Source organism: Devosia sp. P3_B2 (assembly GCF_056402875.1).
Genome location: NZ_JBFUGO010000011.1, coordinates 33,808 through 50,800 on the forward strand (window position 1 = coordinate 33,808; position 16,993 = coordinate 50,800).

Annotated in this window: 16 protein-coding genes; 10 read left to right on the forward strand and 6 right to left on the reverse strand. The window is 66.8% G+C overall.

What is annotated here, in order from left to right; all coding sequences use genetic code 11:
- Positions 1-112 precede the first annotated feature (112 nt).
- Both AC1DV8_RS17060 and AC1DV8_RS17065 read right to left on the reverse strand, forming a co-directional pair.
- Positions 113-964, reverse strand: coding sequence for a hypothetical protein (locus AC1DV8_RS17060; protein ID WP_477158265.1), 852 nt, complete (start codon positions 962-964; stop codon positions 113-115).
- Between the two features lie 217 nt (positions 965-1,181).
- Positions 1,182-1,709, reverse strand: coding sequence for a DUF6101 family protein (locus AC1DV8_RS17065; protein ID WP_477150565.1), 528 nt, complete (start codon positions 1,707-1,709; stop codon positions 1,182-1,184).
- Positions 1,710-2,033: 324 nt separating this feature from the next.
- On the opposite strand from AC1DV8_RS17065, the gene AC1DV8_RS17070 reads away from it, so the two are divergent.
- Together AC1DV8_RS17070 and AC1DV8_RS17075 are read left to right on the forward strand one after the other, a co-directional pair.
- Entirely contained in the window at positions 2,034-2,879 is an 846-nt protein-coding gene (locus AC1DV8_RS17070) for a 3'(2'),5'-bisphosphate nucleotidase CysQ (protein ID WP_477150564.1), read from the forward strand.
- On the forward strand, positions 2,876-3,124 hold the full coding sequence (locus AC1DV8_RS17075; protein ID WP_477150563.1) for a DUF4170 domain-containing protein: 249 nt from the start codon (positions 2,876-2,878) through the stop codon (positions 3,122-3,124). Before AC1DV8_RS17070 ends, AC1DV8_RS17075 begins: the two co-directional genes overlap by 4 nt.
- A 117-nt stretch (positions 3,125-3,241) precedes the next feature.
- Here the strand turns inward: AC1DV8_RS17075 and AC1DV8_RS17080 are convergent, their stop codons facing one another.
- The gene (locus AC1DV8_RS17080) at positions 3,242-4,522 is read right to left on the reverse strand and encodes a 3-deoxy-D-manno-octulosonic acid transferase (protein WP_477158266.1); all 1,281 of its coding nucleotides are present in this window, start codon (positions 4,520-4,522) and stop codon (positions 3,242-3,244) included.
- Between the two features lie 139 nt (positions 4,523-4,661).
- Here AC1DV8_RS17080 and AC1DV8_RS17085 point away from each other — a divergent pair, with 139 nt between their 5' ends.
- Genes AC1DV8_RS17085 through AC1DV8_RS17105 form a run of 5 tightly spaced genes read left to right on the forward strand, consistent with a single transcriptional unit; the run spans position 4,662 to position 9,262 of the window.
- The gene (locus tag AC1DV8_RS17085) at positions 4,662-5,654 is read left to right on the forward strand and encodes a KpsF/GutQ family sugar-phosphate isomerase (RefSeq protein WP_477158267.1); all 993 of its coding nucleotides are present in this window, start codon (positions 4,662-4,664) and stop codon (positions 5,652-5,654) included.
- A 2-nt stretch (positions 5,655-5,656) separates the two neighbouring features.
- Positions 5,657-6,475 (forward strand): 3-deoxy-manno-octulosonate cytidylyltransferase, encoded by an 819-nt coding sequence (locus AC1DV8_RS17090; protein WP_477158268.1) that lies wholly within the window; start codon positions 5,657-5,659, stop codon positions 6,473-6,475.
- The gene (locus AC1DV8_RS17095; protein WP_477158269.1) at positions 6,472-7,113 is read left to right on the forward strand and encodes a histidine phosphatase family protein; all 642 of its coding nucleotides are present in this window, start codon (positions 6,472-6,474) and stop codon (positions 7,111-7,113) included. Before AC1DV8_RS17090 ends, AC1DV8_RS17095 begins: the two co-directional genes overlap by 4 nt.
- Positions 7,113-7,961, forward strand: a complete 849-nt coding sequence (gene kdsA / locus AC1DV8_RS17100) for a 3-deoxy-8-phosphooctulonate synthase (protein ID WP_477150558.1) — start codon at positions 7,113-7,115, stop codon at positions 7,959-7,961. Before AC1DV8_RS17095 ends, kdsA begins: the two co-directional genes overlap by 1 nt.
- On the forward strand, positions 7,958-9,262 hold the full coding sequence (locus tag AC1DV8_RS17105) for an O-antigen ligase family protein (RefSeq protein ID WP_477158270.1): 1,305 nt from the start codon (positions 7,958-7,960) through the stop codon (positions 9,260-9,262). Before kdsA ends, AC1DV8_RS17105 begins: the two co-directional genes overlap by 4 nt.
- On the opposite strand, the gene AC1DV8_RS17110 is transcribed toward AC1DV8_RS17105, so the two are convergent.
- On the reverse strand, positions 9,208-10,755 hold the full coding sequence (locus tag AC1DV8_RS17110; protein ID WP_477158271.1) for an ArnT family glycosyltransferase: 1,548 nt from the start codon (positions 10,753-10,755) through the stop codon (positions 9,208-9,210). The genes AC1DV8_RS17105 and AC1DV8_RS17110 overlap by 55 nt on opposite strands.
- Before the next feature lie 381 nt (positions 10,756-11,136).
- Between AC1DV8_RS17110 and AC1DV8_RS17115 the strand changes: the two genes are divergently transcribed.
- Entirely contained in the window at positions 11,137-12,600 is a 1,464-nt protein-coding gene (locus tag AC1DV8_RS17115) for a glycosyltransferase family 39 protein (RefSeq protein ID WP_477158272.1), read from the forward strand.
- On the opposite strand, the gene AC1DV8_RS17120 is transcribed toward AC1DV8_RS17115, so the two are convergent.
- On the reverse strand, positions 12,597-12,821 hold the full coding sequence (locus tag AC1DV8_RS17120; RefSeq protein ID WP_477158273.1) for a DUF2093 domain-containing protein: 225 nt from the start codon (positions 12,819-12,821) through the stop codon (positions 12,597-12,599). The two genes, AC1DV8_RS17115 and AC1DV8_RS17120, sit on opposite strands and share 4 nt — an antisense overlap.
- A 172-nt stretch (positions 12,822-12,993) precedes the next feature.
- Here AC1DV8_RS17120 and AC1DV8_RS17125 point away from each other — a divergent pair, with 172 nt between their 5' ends.
- Positions 12,994-13,911 (forward strand): DUF8189 domain-containing protein, encoded by a 918-nt coding sequence (locus tag AC1DV8_RS17125; protein WP_477158274.1) that lies wholly within the window; start codon positions 12,994-12,996, stop codon positions 13,909-13,911.
- A 162-nt stretch (positions 13,912-14,073) separates the two neighbouring features.
- On the opposite strand, the gene xseA is transcribed toward AC1DV8_RS17125, so the two are convergent.
- Positions 14,074-15,486 (reverse strand): exodeoxyribonuclease VII large subunit, encoded by a 1,413-nt coding sequence (xseA, locus tag AC1DV8_RS17130; RefSeq protein WP_477158275.1) that lies wholly within the window; start codon positions 15,484-15,486, stop codon positions 14,074-14,076.
- A 182-nt stretch (positions 15,487-15,668) separates the two neighbouring features.
- Here xseA and purD point away from each other — a divergent pair, with 182 nt between their 5' ends.
- On the forward strand, positions 15,669-16,949 hold the full coding sequence (purD, locus tag AC1DV8_RS17135) for a phosphoribosylamine--glycine ligase (protein WP_477158276.1): 1,281 nt from the start codon (positions 15,669-15,671) through the stop codon (positions 16,947-16,949).
- Positions 16,950-16,993 lie beyond the last annotated feature (44 nt).

Genomic DNA, 16,993 nt, shown 5'->3' on the forward strand with positions numbered 1-16,993 from the left:
GCCGCGGAGCGCTGTTGCCGCCCGCTCGCCGACGAAGCCCAGATCGGCTGGGAGGCTGCGGCTTACCTGGCGCTAGAAGCGATGCAGGACGGACGCCACCGTGCCCGCCGGCCTAGTACTTCAACTCGTTCTCGGCGTTGAGTTTTTCGAACGCGTCGGAATCCGCCACGTAGCCGCCAAGTGAGGCACTCCAGTTGTAGGTCTGGGCGATCATTCGGTCGTAGGCCGGGGCCAGCGGCTCGAGCGGATCCTCGCCCTCCTCCACCGGCTCAGGCGGCTCAGGCGGCTCGACGGTGCGGGTGGCGTGGACCGCGGCGGTGATCGGCCAGTAGCCGGGGCCGCCGGCAGTTGTGGTGACGGCGAGCGACTGGTGCTCCTCGTAGCTGCCGCCCTCCACCGAGAAGAAGTAAATCGAGTCGATGAGAGTGAGTTGCTTGTCCTTGACGAAGACCAGTTGTGCGGCGTCGTAGCCCTGGCTCGAATTGAAGTGTTCGGAGTTCACGCGGACCGCGTCGTTGGCGGCGCCGATCGGGAAGACTTCGCCGAACCAGTTGTTCTCGTAGATGCCGACATCCACCGCATCGAGCAGCTTGAGGTTCTCGTCGTAGAGCGCCAGCAGGACCACCTCCGCGACGCTGTCATTGGAGTGGCCGAGAACCGAGTGCAGCAGGGTGAGCGGGCGACCTTCGACGCGCAGCGTGACAACCTCGGGTCCAAGGACTTTTATCGCAGCGGGCGTTTCGCCGCTCGCGGCCTCGTCGATCGGGCGCAGCGGCTTCATGGCGCTGCCGCTGCCGTAGCCATTGGAATCGATGGTGAGGTCGGTGACGACCTGGCGCATGAGATCGAGCACCGTGGATTGCGGGTGCCCGGGAACCGGGTCCGCCAGCTTCACGTCGACCGCTCCGGCCGCCGTGCCGGTAAGCGCCAGGATCAGCGCCGCAAAAGCCAATGACTTCAACATCTTCTCACCCCTGGGGATCACGACTGGCATCTGCCGCAAGCCGGCTGAAGCAGCGATGAACGGGGACGCAGAATAGAAGCGGGGCCGGTCCATTTCTGGATCGGCCCCGGCTCGAGCTAGTTTTGGAGGTCGCTACGAGTCTTTCCGACAGTTCAAACGTGCATGGGATCGCTGTCGGCTTGTTGATTACTAACGGCTTAGCGCCGGAAAAGTTGCATCAGGACGCTTCGCCCGGCTTGCGGCGGTTGAGGAAGCGGGGACGGCGCTCGGCGTCGGCGGCGAGGCGGCGGCGGTCGTGCTTGATGCCGAGTGCGACACCATCGACCTGCTGCGAATAGGGGAGGAGGTTGCCGTCGCCGGCCTTGATGAACAGCGGCAGGCGGAGCTTCTTGCCCCAGTTCTGCCACTCGGCGACGACGTTGGAATTGCCGATCTCTTCGAACACGCGGTAGTTGAGGTCCGGGTCGCCGTGCACCAACTCGATAGCGCTCGACAGCACACCCTCTTCGGTGATCGAGGTCGAGACGGCAACGCCGATGAACTCATCGACCGGCACCTTGATCTTGATGGCGACGCCGCTCTTTTCGAGCGTCTTGCGCACCGTCACGGTCTTCACCGGATCCTTGGGGCCATTATCGTTGGCCGGACCGAAATATCTGGCAGTCAGCGAACGCGTCCGGGGGGCTCTGCCCTCGCCGAACAACATGACAACCGACGAACCGTCGATCCCAATACGACCCTGCATAATATGCCTTCCTGTCAACTTTCGAGAGCTGTTAGTGCCGCCCTCTTTGATGGGCCCAATGTACCCGCGCCCCTTGCCACCCCGCTTAAGAAACTGGGTTAAGTTTAGGTTGTTTTGCGAAGGGTTAGCGGGGTGTCACCGGGTGTAACGCAGTCTTAAGTGCGTGTGCTTGCTTGGCTTTAACCACTCGCTCCGGCGCCAGCCCGCAACTGGGCTAAGTAGTGGCCGCGCAGCCACTGAGGCGACCTGTGGCCTTTGTGCGGGCCTTGTTCCTGCACAGGGATGCGCCTAGAAGCACGGCCAGCCAAATACCCCGGAAGACTGATGCTCAATGCCGCCCCGACTACAGCTGCCGACGATCGCGAATTGCTGCGCTCGGCCGCCGTCACCGCCGGGATCATCGCGGCCGGCTACTTCCGCAAGGACCTGAAGACCTGGACCAAGGAGAACGCCTCGCCGGTCAGCGAGGCGGACATCGTCCTCGACAAGTTCCTCAACTCGGCCCTGCTCACGGCGCGCCCCGACTATGGCTGGCTGAGCGAGGAGAGCGTCGACAACCCCGCGCGGCTTAGCCATCGCCGGGTGTTCGTGGTCGACCCGATCGATGGGACGCGCGGCTTCATCCGCGGCGAGGACAGCTGGACCGTGTCGCTGGCGGTGGTCGAGGACGGAGTGGCGATTGCCGGGGTGGTGTACGCACCGGTGCGCGACGAGATGTATGACGCGGCGATCGGCGATGGCGCGCGGCTCAACGGCAAGCCGCTGGTGCGGCAGCGCCATCCGGGCCGGACCGCGCCGCTGATCCCGGCGCCGGGGGCGGTGCACCAGGAGTTGCAGGCGGCGGGGCTCGAGTACACGCGCGGGCCGTTCTACCCCTCGCTGGCCTATCGGCTGGCGCTGGTGGCGTCGGGGAAGCTCGATGCGGTGGTGGTGCGGCGTGGGGCGCAGGACTGGGACGTGGCGGGCGCGGCGTGCATCCTTGCCGAGGCCGGGGTCGGGTTCGAAGACGTGTGCATAGGTGCCCTGCGCTTCAATCGCCCGGAAACCCGGCACGGAGCGCTTGCAGCGCTGGCCGAGCCTTCGCTAAAAGCGCCGTTACATGCGGCGCTGGTCAAGGTCTATGGCTGCCCGCAGCCACAGGAAGTCGATCTGGAGCGTCTGAAGCCGTGAGCAAGACAAAGAAACCCGAGACCAAGCAGCAGCTCTTGCACCTCGTCATCGGTGGTGAAGTGGAGAAGGCCGAGGACATCGTCTTCAAGGACCTCGATGCCGTGGACCTGGTCGGGGTCTATCCGAACTATGCCGCGGCCCACGCGGTGTGGAAGCAGAAGGCGCAGCTGACGGTGGACAATGCCGAAATGCGGTATTTCGTGGTGCATTTGCACCGGCTGCTGAACCCGGAAGACGACGAGTAAGGTCGGCGACAACACCGCAGCCGGAGCGTGGGGACCCCCCACCCCTGTCCCCTCCCCGCAAGGGGACCCTCACACTGACATCGAGATTGTCGTCTCCCTCCCCCTTGCGGGGAGGGATCAAGGGTGGGGGTCGGCTCGCACCGGGTTCTCGACCTGCGCGATAAGGCTCGCAGCCAAAGCGTCGAGTCTTTCGGTCGCCTTGCCCGCCACTCCGCGGAAGGCGTCGACCATTTGCTGGCGGCGTGGGGCGTCGTCCAGCAGACCCAGCACTACCTGAGGCAGCTCGTCCGCCGAGCCGACCTGAACAGCACAACCTAGCGCTGACAACGCCTCGTGCAGTGGCTTCTGGCGTTCGATGTGGGGGCCGTAGAGGCTGGCTGCGCCCAGGTGCAGCGGTTCGCTCAGGTCGTGGCCGCCGATATCGGAGAAGGTGCCGCAGACGATGCCGATGGTGGCCCGTGCGTAGACCTTCGACAGCGTGCCCATTTCATCGAGCCATACGAGGCCGCCGGAGTCGGTGATGGCCGCTTCGCTGTCGACCATGGCGAGTTCGGCGCCGAGGCGGGCGCTGAGGACTTCGCCCGGGGTTTTGCCGGGATAGCGCGGGACGAGGACGAGTTTTGCGTCGGGGCGTTTGGCTCGGAGTTCGGCGATGGCGGGGGCGAGCAGGTCGATCTCGTCGCGGTGGACGTTGCCGAAGGCGATGAGCGGGGGAGCGTCCTTGGGAGTCGCGCTGGAGCTCTTCAGCGGCACCAGCTTGAGGTTGCCCAGCACGTCGATGCGCTCGCCGGGGACGCCTAGTTCGGCGTAGCGGGCGGCTATCGCTTCGTCCTGGGCGTAGATGCGCTGCGCCTTGGCGATGGTGCGGTTGGCGACCAGCGAGTTGCGCTGGTGGCGGGCGAAGCTGCGGGGCGACATCGTGGCGTTGACGACCACGACGGGTACGCCGGCGGCCTCGGCGGCGGCGAACTGGGCGGGCCAGAACTCGGACTCGACCAGCACCAGCAGGTCCGGGCGCACCTTGGTGAAGATGCGGCGCTGCGCTTCGAGGGTGTCGAGCGGCATGACGAAGCTGGAATTGTCGCCGGCGATGGCGCGGACGCGGGCGTAGCCCGAATAGGTGGTGGCGGAGAGGACGACCGAGAGGCCCGGGTCGCGCTCGAGCAGGCGCTGGCGGAGGAGTTCGGCGACCTTCGATTCACCGGCAGAAACGGCGTGGATCCAGATGCGCTTGCCGTGGGCGGGTTGCGGCAGGACCGGGTTCAGGCGCTTTTCGAACCAGGCGGTGCCGCCCTCGTCGCTTTTGGAGAAGCGGGACAGCACCGCATAGTGCAGCCAGGACGCCGCCGTGACGAGCCCGCCATAGGCCTTCCAGCGAAACGGCACGGCTTCGGACACGCGGTGACTCCAACTGGCTGCAGGTGTGACCTAGCCGGTCCAACGACGAGGCACAACCTTGCGGCGCTTGCTTGCGGGTTCTTGGCGATTGCTGCTAAGCCACGCCATGTCTTCAGCGAGGCGCGGACCGGGTCCTAACGTGCGCTATCCGATTGCCAATGATGCGCGTCTGCAGCAGCTCGCCCTCGATGAGGCGCGCGCGGCGATCCGGCTTGAAACCGAGGGGCTCGAGGCACTCGCCGCAGGGCTCGATGGCGCGTTCGTGGCGCTGGTGGAGCTGATCCAGCGGGCGCCGGGGCGGGTCATTCTCTCGGGCGTCGGCAAGAGCGCGCATATCGCGCGGAAGGTGGCGGCGACGCTGGCTTCGACCGGTACGCCGGCACAGTTCGTCCATGGTGGCGACGCCAGCCACGGCGACCTCGGGATGATCACCACCGCCGATGTAGTGGTGATGTTCTCGAAATCGGGCGACACGGCGGAGCTGGCGGACCTCGCCAACTATTGCGTGCGGTTCGATATTCCGCTGGCGCTGGTGACGGCGCGGCCCGACTCTCGGTTGGGGCGGGCGGCGAACATCGTGGTGACGCTGCCCGACGCGCGCGAGGCGTGCGAGATCACGGCGGCGCCGACGACTTCGACGACGATGATGGCGGCGCTGGGCGATGCGCTGGCAGTGGTGCTGCTCAGGCGGCGCGGCTTCCAGGCGGCGGATTTCCATGTGTTCCACCCGGGCGGCACGCTCGGCAGCGCGCTGCTCACGGTTGGCGAGGTGATGCATCGGGACGAGAAGCTGCCGCTGGTGGGGGCCGAGGCGAGCGTAGCGGAGGCGATCCTCGAGATGACCTCCAAGGGTTTCGGTTGCACCGGCGTGGTGGACGAGGCGGGCGAACTGCTCGGGATCATCACCGATGGCGATTTGCGTCGGCATATGGCGGACGGGCTGCTGGCGCAGACGGCGGCAGCGGTGATGACGGTGAACCCGCGGACCATCGGCGCCGAGGCGCTGTTGAGCGAGGCGCTGCGGCAGATGACGGTGCTGACGCCGCGGATCACTGCGATTTTCGCCATGGACGGAAACCGGCCGGTGGGCATCGTGCATGTCCACGATTGCCTGCGCGTCGGCCTCGTCTGAGCGTGTCCGACCTCATCGTCATTCCCGCTCGTTACGGTTCGACCCGGCTGCCCGGCAAGCCGCTGCACATGATTGCTGGGCGCGCGCTGCTGGAGCGGGTGGCGGCGATCGCCATCGCGGCGGCACGGCAGCTTGGCGATGCGGAGGTGCTGGTCGCCACCGATGACGAGCGCATCCTGACGGCAGCACAGGGACTTGGGCTCGAAGCGGTGATGACGGCGAGCGAGATCACTTCGGGGTCCGGGCGGGCGCTGGCGGCTTTGCGGGCGACCGGGCGGACGGCAGGTTTGGTGGTGAATTTGCAGGGCGATGCGCCGTTCACGGCGCCGCAGCATATCGTCGAGATCGTGCGGACGGCGCGCGGGTCGGCGGCGGATGTGACGACGCCGGTGGTGCAGTTGGACTGGGCGCGGCTCGACGCGCTGGTGGCGCACAAGCGCTCGACGCCGGCGAGCGGCACGACGTGCCTTCGCGACGGCGCGGGCCGGGCGGTGTGGTTCTCGAAGACCGTGCTGCCGTTCATGCGCAAGGAAGCGGAGCTGCGAAAGCAGGGCCCGCTGTCGCCGGTGCTGCAGCATATCGGGCTCTATTGCTACCGGACACCGGCACTCGAGGCGTTCGAGGCCGCGCCGCCTTCGCAGTACGAGCAGCTCGAGGGGCTGGAACAGTTGCGGCTGATCGAGCTGGGGCTCGACATCCGCGCGGTGATCGTGCCGCCGGCCAAGATCACCATGAGCGGGGTGGATAGCCCGGCGGACGTGGAGCGGGCGGAGCGGCTGATCGGCGAGTTCGGCGATCCGTTCGTCGACTGGCGATCATGACGCGGCTGGTGATTGTCAGGCATGGCAACACCTTCGAGGCCGGCGAGCCGCCGCGCCGGATTGGCGCCCGCACGGATCTGCCGCTGACCGCGACGGGGCTCCAACAGGCGGAGGCGCTGGGACGGCATTTCGCCAACAAGGGCGTGCGTTTCGACCGGGTGTTGAGCGGCGAGCTCAAGCGGACGCGCGCGACGGCCGAGGCGATTGTCGGGTCGCAACCGCTGAAGATCGAGGCGGCGCCATTCCTCACCGAGATCGACCATGGGCCGGATGAGGGGCAGCCCGAGGCCGCCGTTGTCGCAAGATTGGGTAACGAGGCCATCACGCTGTGGGAGACAGAGTGGGTGGCGCCCGAAGGTTGGGAGGTGGGGGCGCAATGGCGCCTGCTCGCCTGGCGGGAGTTCGTGGAGCGGACAGCGGAGGAGCTGCCTCGCGGAACGATACTCCTGGTGACCAGCAATGGAGCAGCGCGGTTCGCCTTGGCGGCGCTGGGCCTGAAGCCTGGGGAAAACCGTGCCGGCGTCAAATTCCGTACGGGAAGCTATGGTGTGATCGAGGCCGACGACGGGGCCGATTTCCGTCTACTGGGGTGGGACATACGTCCGGGCGAATCGCCCGGCGATTTGGATTTGTTTTGATGCAGCAGGTTTTTGTCGATGCGCCCAACGGGAAGCGCGTCGGGTTTGGTACTGATCTTCCGCTTGCCTTCATTCTCGGTCCTTGCGTGATCGAAAGCCGTGATCACGCATTGAAGACCGCGGGCTTTCTTGCCGAACTCGGCGAGCGGCAGGGCATTCCACTGATTTACAAGTCGTCGTTCGACAAGGCGAACCGCACCAGCGGAGCGAGCTTCCGCGGCATCGGCATCGAGGAAGCGCTGCGGATCTTCGAAGCGGTCAAAGCCGAAACCGGGCTGGCCGTGACCACGGACGTGCATGAGCGCGAGCAATGCGCTGCCGTGGCTGAGGTGGTGGATATCCTGCAGATCCCGGCGTTCCTCAGCCGGCAGACCGACCTACTGGTCGCTGCGGCCGCGACGGGGCGCATCGTCAACGTCAAGAAGGGGCAGTTTCTCGCGCCCTGGGACATGAAGAATGTCGCCAAGAAACTCGACAGCGCCGGCGCCTCGGGCGTGTTGCTGACCGAGCGGGGCACGAGCTTCGGCTACAACACGCTGGTGGTCGACATGCGCGGCCTGCCGATCATGGCGGAGACCGGCAAGCCGGTGATCTTCGATGCCACCCACTCGGTGCAGCAGCCAGGCGGACGTGGCGAATCGTCGGGCGGCGAGCGGCAATATGCGCCGGTGCTGGCGCGGGCGGCGGTGGCGGTGGGCGTCGCCGGCGTGTTCATCGAAACGCACGAAGACCCCGACAACGCCCCGTCGGACGGCGCCAACATGATCCCCCTGACCGAGATCGAGAGCCTGGTGGCGGAACTGAAGGCGCTCGACGCCATTGCCAAGAGCCGAGGCCCCAGGCGATGAGCGCTGCGGCCAAGTATGGCACGCCGTCGTATATCCGCTGGGCTTGTTTTGCCGCGATCGTCTTCCTGTTTGCACTGCCTTGCATCGCGGGGCGGCTCACCACGTATTTCGTGCTGCTGTTCGCGATCTTCGCGCTGATCACGCCGTCGATCCTGGTGGCCTTTCGGGACCGGAGCCAAAACCCGATCGACCTGATGTTCGTCGCGGCTGCGGCGCTGCCCTCGCTCTCGTTCGTGATCACCGCGGACAGCCCGGATGACCTGATGTTCGCGTTCAACTTCGCACCGTTGCTGGTGGCTGTGCCGTTCCGCTGGCAGGTCGAGCGCTTCGCGCGGGCCGATGGTGCCGTGCTGATCGGCTGGCTGTCGCTGACCGGCGCCGGCATTGCCGTGATCGTGGGCGTGGTCCAGGTGATGTTCCTCGGCTACGACCGGGCCGGCCAGCCACTGATGAGCGCGTTCCATTACGCCGACAGTGCCATGCTGCTGGGCTTTCTCGCATTGGTGGGGCTGTTCGCGCCGGGCAAGCATCGCCGGCTGCCGTTCCTGCTGGGGCCGATTTTCGGCATCATGGTGGCGCTGCTCAGCGGCACGCGTGGCGCGCTGATCGCGACGCCGGTACTCGGCTTCATCGCGCTGGTGTTCGCCCTGGCACTGGCCCCTGCCCGCCACCGGGTGGTCACCCTGATTGCCGCTGCTGCCGTGGTGGTTGCTTCCGGCATCGTGCTGCTGATCGCGATGCAATACGGACTGGACCGCGCCATCGGTGGGTTCGCGGCGACGCAGGACGTGCTCGCCGGCGGCGTGGCGGACCGCTCGACGCAGGAACGACTGATGATGTTCTCGGGCGGGTATCAGGCGTTCATGCACAAGCCGCTGTTCGGCTATGGCTGGCCGGAAATGGTGCGGGCGATATTGCCGTACATCCCGGCGTCCGAGGCGGAGCGGATGCTGAGCTTCAGGCAGTTGCACAACGGGCTGCTGAGCTTTGCGGTGGGAGCGGGGATACCAGGCGTCATCAGCTTCCTGCTGCTGTCAGTGGCGCCGCTGATCGCGGTGTTCCGCACGCCGCGGGACGAGCTTTTCGCCTCGCGGCTGTACCTCGCGGTGACGCTGTGCGCCGGCTATGCGGTGTTCCAGCTGACCATCATCATGATCGGCTTCGAGTTCCACACCGTGCAATACGCCTTCATGACCATGGTCATCCTCGGCTTCGTCGTGGTGCCGCAGCGGGTGGCGACGGTCGCTCAGTCGGCGCGCGGCCAGGCCGCAGTGGGGCCCGAGACCGCCAGAACGGCATAATACTCGCTGCCGCGCCCGCCCCCCTCGTCGCGCTTCAGCACGGTGACGAGGCGGGTTTCGACGAACTCCGACCGTGCCGGCAACGCGTCGGCGGCGGCCGGCGACGCGACGGCCTTGACCAAGAGGGCCGGCGAGAGCGCCGGATAGCGCTGATCGGACGGCAGGAAGTCGTAGCGCGGGTGCGGAGCGATGTCGCGGACCGGGCGCATGTCGCCGGCGCCGCGGCCGTGAAAGAACAACTCCCCGGTCAAACGGTAGCTATTCTCAGTCCAGATCACCTGCGCTCCGGTCCGGTCAGCGATCTGGCGGACGTCCGAGGCGAGCTTGTCCCAGCCGCGCAGCATGCGCGTGCGATCGGCGAAACCGAGGTCCAGCGGATAGTAGACGGCCTGGATGTAGGCGAACCCGATCACCAGCAGACCGAACGCCGTCTGCAGGCCGGTGGCGAGGACCGCGGCCCAGCGCCCGAACGGTCGCGGCGGCAGCAGGCAGACGAAGGCTGCGCCGACCAGGGCCAGGACCGGCGTCACCGGCTGCAGCCAGTTCACCTCGACGCGGGCATGCAGGGAGTGAAACAGGAAGTAGAGCAGAACCGGCAGCGTGGTCAGCACCGGCAGGGCCAACCGCGCACCGCTCCGTCGACCTTGCCCAAGGAAGAACCCGCCGATGCCGAGCAGCGCGCAAAGCAGCAGCGCCGGCCCCATGGCAGCGGCTTGGCCGACGATGAATTCGACCACAAGATTTTTGAGTTCGGCGTCAACGGTGACGACTCGGGCCCCCTGGAACAGGAAAGACTGCCACTCGTGCTGGTAGTTCCACCACAGCACCGGCGAGAATACCGCGATCGCCAACAGCCCGCCGGCCCACAACTGCCAATGCCTGAACTGGGCGCGGCCATCAGCCGTGCCGACGAGGAAGAGCACCAGGCCGACCCCGAACCAGGCATTGGTGTATTTCGAGGCAAGACCGGCGCCGGCGGCGAGCCCGACAAGCAGCCACCAGTTGGGGCGTGAGCGCATAACGGCCTCGGCGGCGGCCCAGAGCGACAGCGTCCAGAACAGTGTCGATGGCACGTCGGGGGTGGCGACGAAGTTCACGCCGCCCTGCAGGCTGAGGCAGTACCAGGCGACGGCGACCGCGGCTGCGGTGCGTCCGGGCACCAGCAGGCGGCCGGTGCGATAAAGGGCGGCAAGCAGCGCGAGATTTGCGAGCAGCGGCATGAGGCGCACGCCGAGCAGGGTGTCACCAGCGACGAGGCGCCCCAGGGCGGTCATCAAGGCGACGCCGGGAGGATGATCGAAATAGCCCGGGGCGAGGTAGGCCGACCACATGGCGTAGTAAGCTTCGTCGCCGTCGAGACCAACGGTGACGGAGACGAACAGCTTTGCCGCGAAGGTGACCACGACCACCAGGAGCGCAAAGACCTCGACACCGGTCAGCCCGGCGCGAACGGGCGTCTCGAAGGGGATGTTGGTTTCGGTGGTCGAGGCCATGGAGGTAACCGGAGGACGCTGGGTCGGAATTGAGGACGCAGCTAAACCACGGATCGGCTCGCTTCGGAACGATCTTGACGGTTGCCGCGGCAGCATGACCCATCCGTGGGGTGGATCGAAACGGCTCCGCCGACCCGCATTTGCTGGGTCATCGGTCGCGTCGCGGAAGTGGATATTCTGTATATCGTGGATATCGGCGCCAGCTACCGATGCGTTCGACTTTCTTAGGCGAACCGTAATTTGACTTGGGGCTAGATAGTCGCTAGCCAAACCGCAGACGACGCAAGCGGCAGGTCAGGGACCCATCCGTCCATGCACACTTCCGCCCTTCCCTACAGTGAGTCCGCGACGGGCCTCGAGGCACGTAGTGCGCACCGGTGGGTGTTTGCCCTCATCGCCGTGGCGACCATCGTGCGGCTGGGGATCGCCGCCGTGCTGCCGGTCGGGGTGGACGAGGCGTACAGCATCGGCATCTCGCGGCAGTTTTCGCTGAGCTATTTCGATCACCCGCCGCTGCATCTGTGGCTATTGGGATCGTGGGCCAAGCTCTGGGGCAGCGAGAACCTGGTGCTGATGCGGTTGCCGTTCGTGCTGCTCGGGGCGCTGTCGTCGTGGCTGATCTACGCGCTGGGCGCACGGCTGTTCGGGACGACCGCCGGGTTATGGTCGGCGGTGATCTTCAACCTCGCTCCAGTATTCGGGCTGGCGCATGCGGGACTGATCTTCCCCGATGGGCCTCTACTCGCAGCAGGGCTGGCGATGGCGCTGGTCGTCGCGCGGATCGTGCTGGCGCCGGCAGAAGGGCAACGACTGGGGCTTTGGGCGCTGGCCGGACTGATGGGCGGACTGGCGCTGCTGTCGAAATATCACGGTGTGCTGCTGATCGGCGGCGTAGGGCTGTTCCTGCTCAGTACGCGCGAAGGGCGGCGCTGGCTGCTGCGGCCGGGGCCGTGCCTGGCAGTAGCGATTGCGGCGGTGTGCTTCGTGCCGGTGATCATCTGGAACGCGCAGCACGACTGGGTGTCGTTTGCATTTCAATCGGCGCGCGGGCGGTTCGGCAGCGGCAATCTCCGGGCGCTGGGGCCGCTTGAATCGCTGCTGTTCCAGGCGGGGTACCTGCTGCCGTGGATTGCCGTGCCGTTGGCGCTGGTTCTGGTACGCGCCGTCGCGGGCGGGCCGGGCAATGCCCGCCGCTGGCTGCTGGTTTGCCTTGCGGTGCTGCCGATCGTCATTTTCACCGGGCTGACGCTGCTGAGCCGCGGTCTGCCGCATTGGCAGATGCCGGGGTGGCTATTCACGATTCCCCTGCTCGGCGAAGCGCTGGCCACGGCTGGGCGGACCATGCGGCGAATTGCGATTGGCACCGCCGTAGTGACGGCAGTGCTGCTCGCGGGGCTGGGGACCGTGGTGACGATGCAGGCGCGATGGGGGAGTTTCGACGAGCCGACGCGAGCGCTGTTTGGCGGCACCGATCCGACCGACGCGCTGCTGTCCTGGGAGGCTCTGAAGCCGGCGCTGGCGGATCGCGGGTTGCCGGCGGACGACCGGACCTTCATCGGGACGTTCAACTGGATTCGCGCCGGCGAGATCAATGCGCTGTTCGGCCGCGATGTGCCGGTGATTTGCCTCTGCGACGACGCGCGGCACTTCGCCTATCTCACGCCGCCGGCAGCGCTCGCTGGGTGGACGGCGATCCTGATCGGGCTTCCGGAGAATGTCGGCAACGATGCTGCGCTGGGCCCGCGGTTCGAGACGCTGGGGCCGGTGGAGGAGGTGAGCCTCAGCAAGGCAGGGCGCGTGGTGGTGCCGCTGCAGCTCAGAATCGCTACTGGATTCAAGCCTTAGCGGCTGGAGAGGCCGTAGCGCTTGTAGGCTTCATGGGCGGCTTCGGCGTTGGCGTAGGGCTCTTGCCGGTCGACGTTCCAGTAGGTCAGCTCGTCGAGCGCGATGGGGACGCCGGTGACGGCGCAGCGGACGAAACTGCCGGGCCGCAGAACGACATAGTCGGCATCGAGGTACCGGACCTGCGCCTCGGAGGGGCTGAAGCTCTTGTCGAAGATGTTCATCGTGTCGCTCGCATTAGCGAAATATAGGTCAGATTGGCTGACTTGCAAACCGTTGCAAACCGCCGCTTTCTGACCGGAGTCTGAACGGCGCCGTCCGCACAAGTTCATCGATACGGCCCCAGAGTGGCAATGCTGGGGCGAAAGCACGCCCTCGCGCAACCAGGGGGCTCAGATGAAATCAACTCTCCTCGCGCTCGGCGCGATCCTCTCCATGACCGGGACTGCTTCGGCCATCGACATGTTCGATCTCGGCGGCGCCGCGGCCGGCAGTCCGAGCACGGTGTGGTACAAGTTCGCCGGCAAGGACGCGATCGCCGTGTTCGTGCGCGGCAAGGACGGCCTGATGTACGCCCAGGTCGGCGACGGCGAGGGCGGCGGCTGGACCGGCTGGGCGCCGATCGGGGCCGAGATCCTCAAGTCCGACCCGGCCTGCGTCGCGACCAGCACCAGCCTCATCGACTGCGTCGCGGTGGGCAAGAACAACAACGTGTTCCACGTCCGCTACGACGCCAAGAAGCACCAGTGGACGGACTGGGAGAACCTGGGCGGTTTTGCCACTGGGGCGCCGGGGCTTGCCCGCACCAGCGAGGATGGCAAGACCACGCTCAACGCGTTCGTGTCGGGACCCGACAACCTGCTGTTCATCGATACGTTCGACGGCAAGGGCTGGAGCGACTGGCAGAGCCTCGACGTCAAGGTCGGCGGGGCGGTTGCCTGCTCCGACATCCTCGTCGTCGGCGCGCATTGCTACGACACCAGTTCGGGCAGTGCCGAGCAGCTTTCCGATCTCACCCGTACCTCCGGCAGCGACATCTTCGTCGATCATCTCGGCGGCGCCATCGAGGGCAAGGTCTCGGCTGTCGCCAGCGGCATGAACGGCGACACGCTGCGGGTGTTCGTCAACGGGCCGGGGCACCGGCTGTGGTTCAAGAAATGGGACGGACAGTGGAACGAGTGGTCGCAGCTGCCCGTCACCATCCACTCCGCCCCCGGCTGCGCCATCCGCAAGACGGGTGGCGATGCGTGGTGCGCCAGCGTGCAGGACGACGGCAAGGTGAAGATGGTGCTGGTGAGCGAAGCTGAGATGTAGCCGCCCGCTGGTGCAAGCCGACCCCCACCCCTGTCCCCTCCCCCAAAGAATGGGGAGGGAGACGCTCCCACTGCAATCGAGGCCATCGTCTCCCTCCCCCGGTTGAGGGGGAGGGATCAAGGATGGGGTCGGTTTGCACCGGCTCCGCCTTGGTGCCCGCTGCTAGAACAGGCTGCCCTGGTTGCCCTCGCCCGGCGGCGGTTTGACGCGCCGTTGGGTGCGGGGCGCGCCGCCCACGGCGACACCGATCTTGCCGACTGAAACCTCGATAGTGAGCTCCTCGCCGGGTCGCACCTGATCGGCGCGCTTGACGATCCGGTCCTCCGAATCCGTGACGATCGCAAAACCGCGGTCGAGGATGTTGCGGTAGCTGACCGCATCGATGAGCTTGCTCACCGCATCGAGCTCCTGGCGTCGCTGGGCAACGATCCGGAGGACCGTGGGCGGCAGGCGAATCGACGCCGTGGTGAGACGGCTCGCGAGGTTCCTGACCTCGCCGCGCAGCGTGTTGGGCGACAGCTTGCCGGACAGCCGCTCGAACGCGATGCGCTTGCGCTGCCCGGTGTGGCGGAGCGCGGCGACAAGGTTCGAGGCGGCATGATCGAGGCGCTGGCGGGCGCTCGCGACGAGATCGAGCGGGCGCGGCAGGCCGGCAGCGGCGGCGCGCAGGCGATCGCGGTAGTTCGAGGCGGCGCGGCGCATCGCATGGCGCTGGCGGCCACCGATTTCGTCGATGTAGCCGATGAGGTCGGCGCGCACCGGCACGGCGGCTTCGGCGGCGGCGGTGGGGGTGGGGGCGCGGTGGTCAGAGGCGTAGTCGACGAGCGTGGTGTCGGTCTCGTGGCCGACGGCGGTGATGACAGGGATGCGGCTCGCGGCGACCGCGCGGACGACGATCTCCTCGTTGAAGCCCCAGAGGTCCTCGATGGAGCCGCCGCCGCGAGCGACGATCAGCACGTCCGGGCGCGGGATCGGGCCGTCGGCGGCGAAGCGGTTGAAGCCTTCGATGGCGGCGGTGACTTCGGCTGCGGCGGTTTCGCCCTGGACGCGCACCGGCCAGACGACGACGTGGCTGGGGAAGCGGTCGGAGATGCGGTGCAGGATATCGCGGATCACCGCGCCGGTGGGCGAGGTGATGACGCCGATGACGCGCGGCAGGTAAGGCAGTTCGCGCTTGCGCTCGGAGGCGAAAAGGCCCTCGGCGGCGAGCTTCCTGCGGCGATCCTCGAGCAGCGCCATCAGCGCGCCGGCGCCGGCCGGTTCCATCTGCTCGATGACGATCTGGTACTTCGACGAACGCGGGAAGGTGGTGAGCCGTCCTGTGACGATCACCTCCATGCCTTCGGCAGGCTTGAACTGGAGGCGCGGGTAGTTGGTCTTCCACACCACCGCGTCGATCGAGGCGTTCTCGTCCTTCAGCGTGAAATAGGCATGGCCGGAGGAGTGGACGCCGCGGAAGCCGGAAATCTCGCCGCGCACGCGGACGTGGCCGAACTCGTCTTCGACGGTGCGCTTCACCGCCTGGGCGATTTCGGAGACGGTGAACTCGGCAGCGTTGGTTAGCGGGGCGGACATGGGTGAGAGGTGCGGGAAAGGGACGAGTCCGTCAAGGGTGGCGGCATAATCGAGCAGATGCTAGATGGGCGCCGAATGGCCACGCGCCGCGCGCTTGGCTGCCCCCTCCACCACCCTGCGGGTGGTCCCCCTTCCCCGCCACGCGGGGGAGGATCAACGGCAACATCGGGAGCTTACGGCTGATGCGCATTCTGGTGATTGGGTCGGGTGGGCGTGAGCATGCGTTGGCGTGGGCGATCGCCAAGTCGCCGCGGTGCGAGAAGCTGTTCGTGATGCCGGGCAATGGCGGGACCGGCGAAATCGCCGAGAACGTCGCCATCGACATTACCGACCATGCGGCGGTGGTTGGGTTCGCGCTCGGCAGCAAGGTGGACTTCGTGGTTATCGGGCCGGACGCGCCGGCGGTGGCGGGGCTGGGCGACGATGTGCGGGCGGCGGGGCTGCTGTGCTTCGGGCCATCGAAGGCCGCGGCGCAGCTCGAGGGGTCAAAGGCTTTCACCAAGCTGATCTGCGATGAAGCGGGCGTGCCGACGGCGGCTTACGGCCGGTTCGACAACGAGAGCGATGCGCTGGCCTATGTGCATGACCAAGGCGCGCCGATCGTGATCAAGGCGGACGGACTGGCGGCGGGCAAGGGCGTGACCGTGGCGATGACCATGGAAGAGGCGGTGGACGCGGTGCGCGACTGCTTCTCGGGCGCGTTCGGGGAATCCGGCTCTACCGTGGTGATCGAGGAATATCTCGAGGGAGAGGAGGCAAGCATCTTCGCCCTCTGCGACGGCGAGAGCGTGGTGATGCTGCCCAGCGCGCAGGACCACAAACGGGTATGGGACGGCGATCGCGGCCCGAACACCGGCGGAATGGGCGCCTACTCCCCTGCCCCGGTGATGACGCCGGAAATGACCGCACGGGTGGAGAACGAGATCATCCTGCCATCGGTGCGCCGTATGGCGGAGCGCGGCACGCCGTTCTGCGGGGTGCTGTTTGCCGGGATCATGGTGACGGCCAAGGGGCCCAAGCTGATCGAGTACAACGTGCGGTTCGGCGACCCCGAGTGCCAGGTGCTGATGCTGCGGCTGCAGTCGGACGTGCTGGACCTGTTGGAAGCGACGGCGCGCGGCACGTTGAAGACGGCGAAGCCGCTGTTCAGCGATGACGTGGCGCTGACCGTGGTGCTGGCCGCAAAGGGCTACCCGGTGAACCCCGAAAAGGGCAGCGAGATCAGGGGCGTCGACGGCCTCGAAGGTGACGGGCTGATGGTGTTCCACGCCGGCACGCTCCGCCGCGATGGCAAGCTGCTAGCCAATGGCGGACGGGTACTGAACGTGACGGCGCTCGGGCGGACGGTGGGCGAAGCGCGCGACCGCGCCTACGCCGCGGTGGACCTGATCGACTGGCCGGAAGGCTTCTGCCGGCGCGACATCGGCTGGCGTGCCGTCGAAAGGGAACTCAAACCGGCCTGAACATCTTATAAACCGGCAGAGCGTATCCTACGTCCTTATCGTGA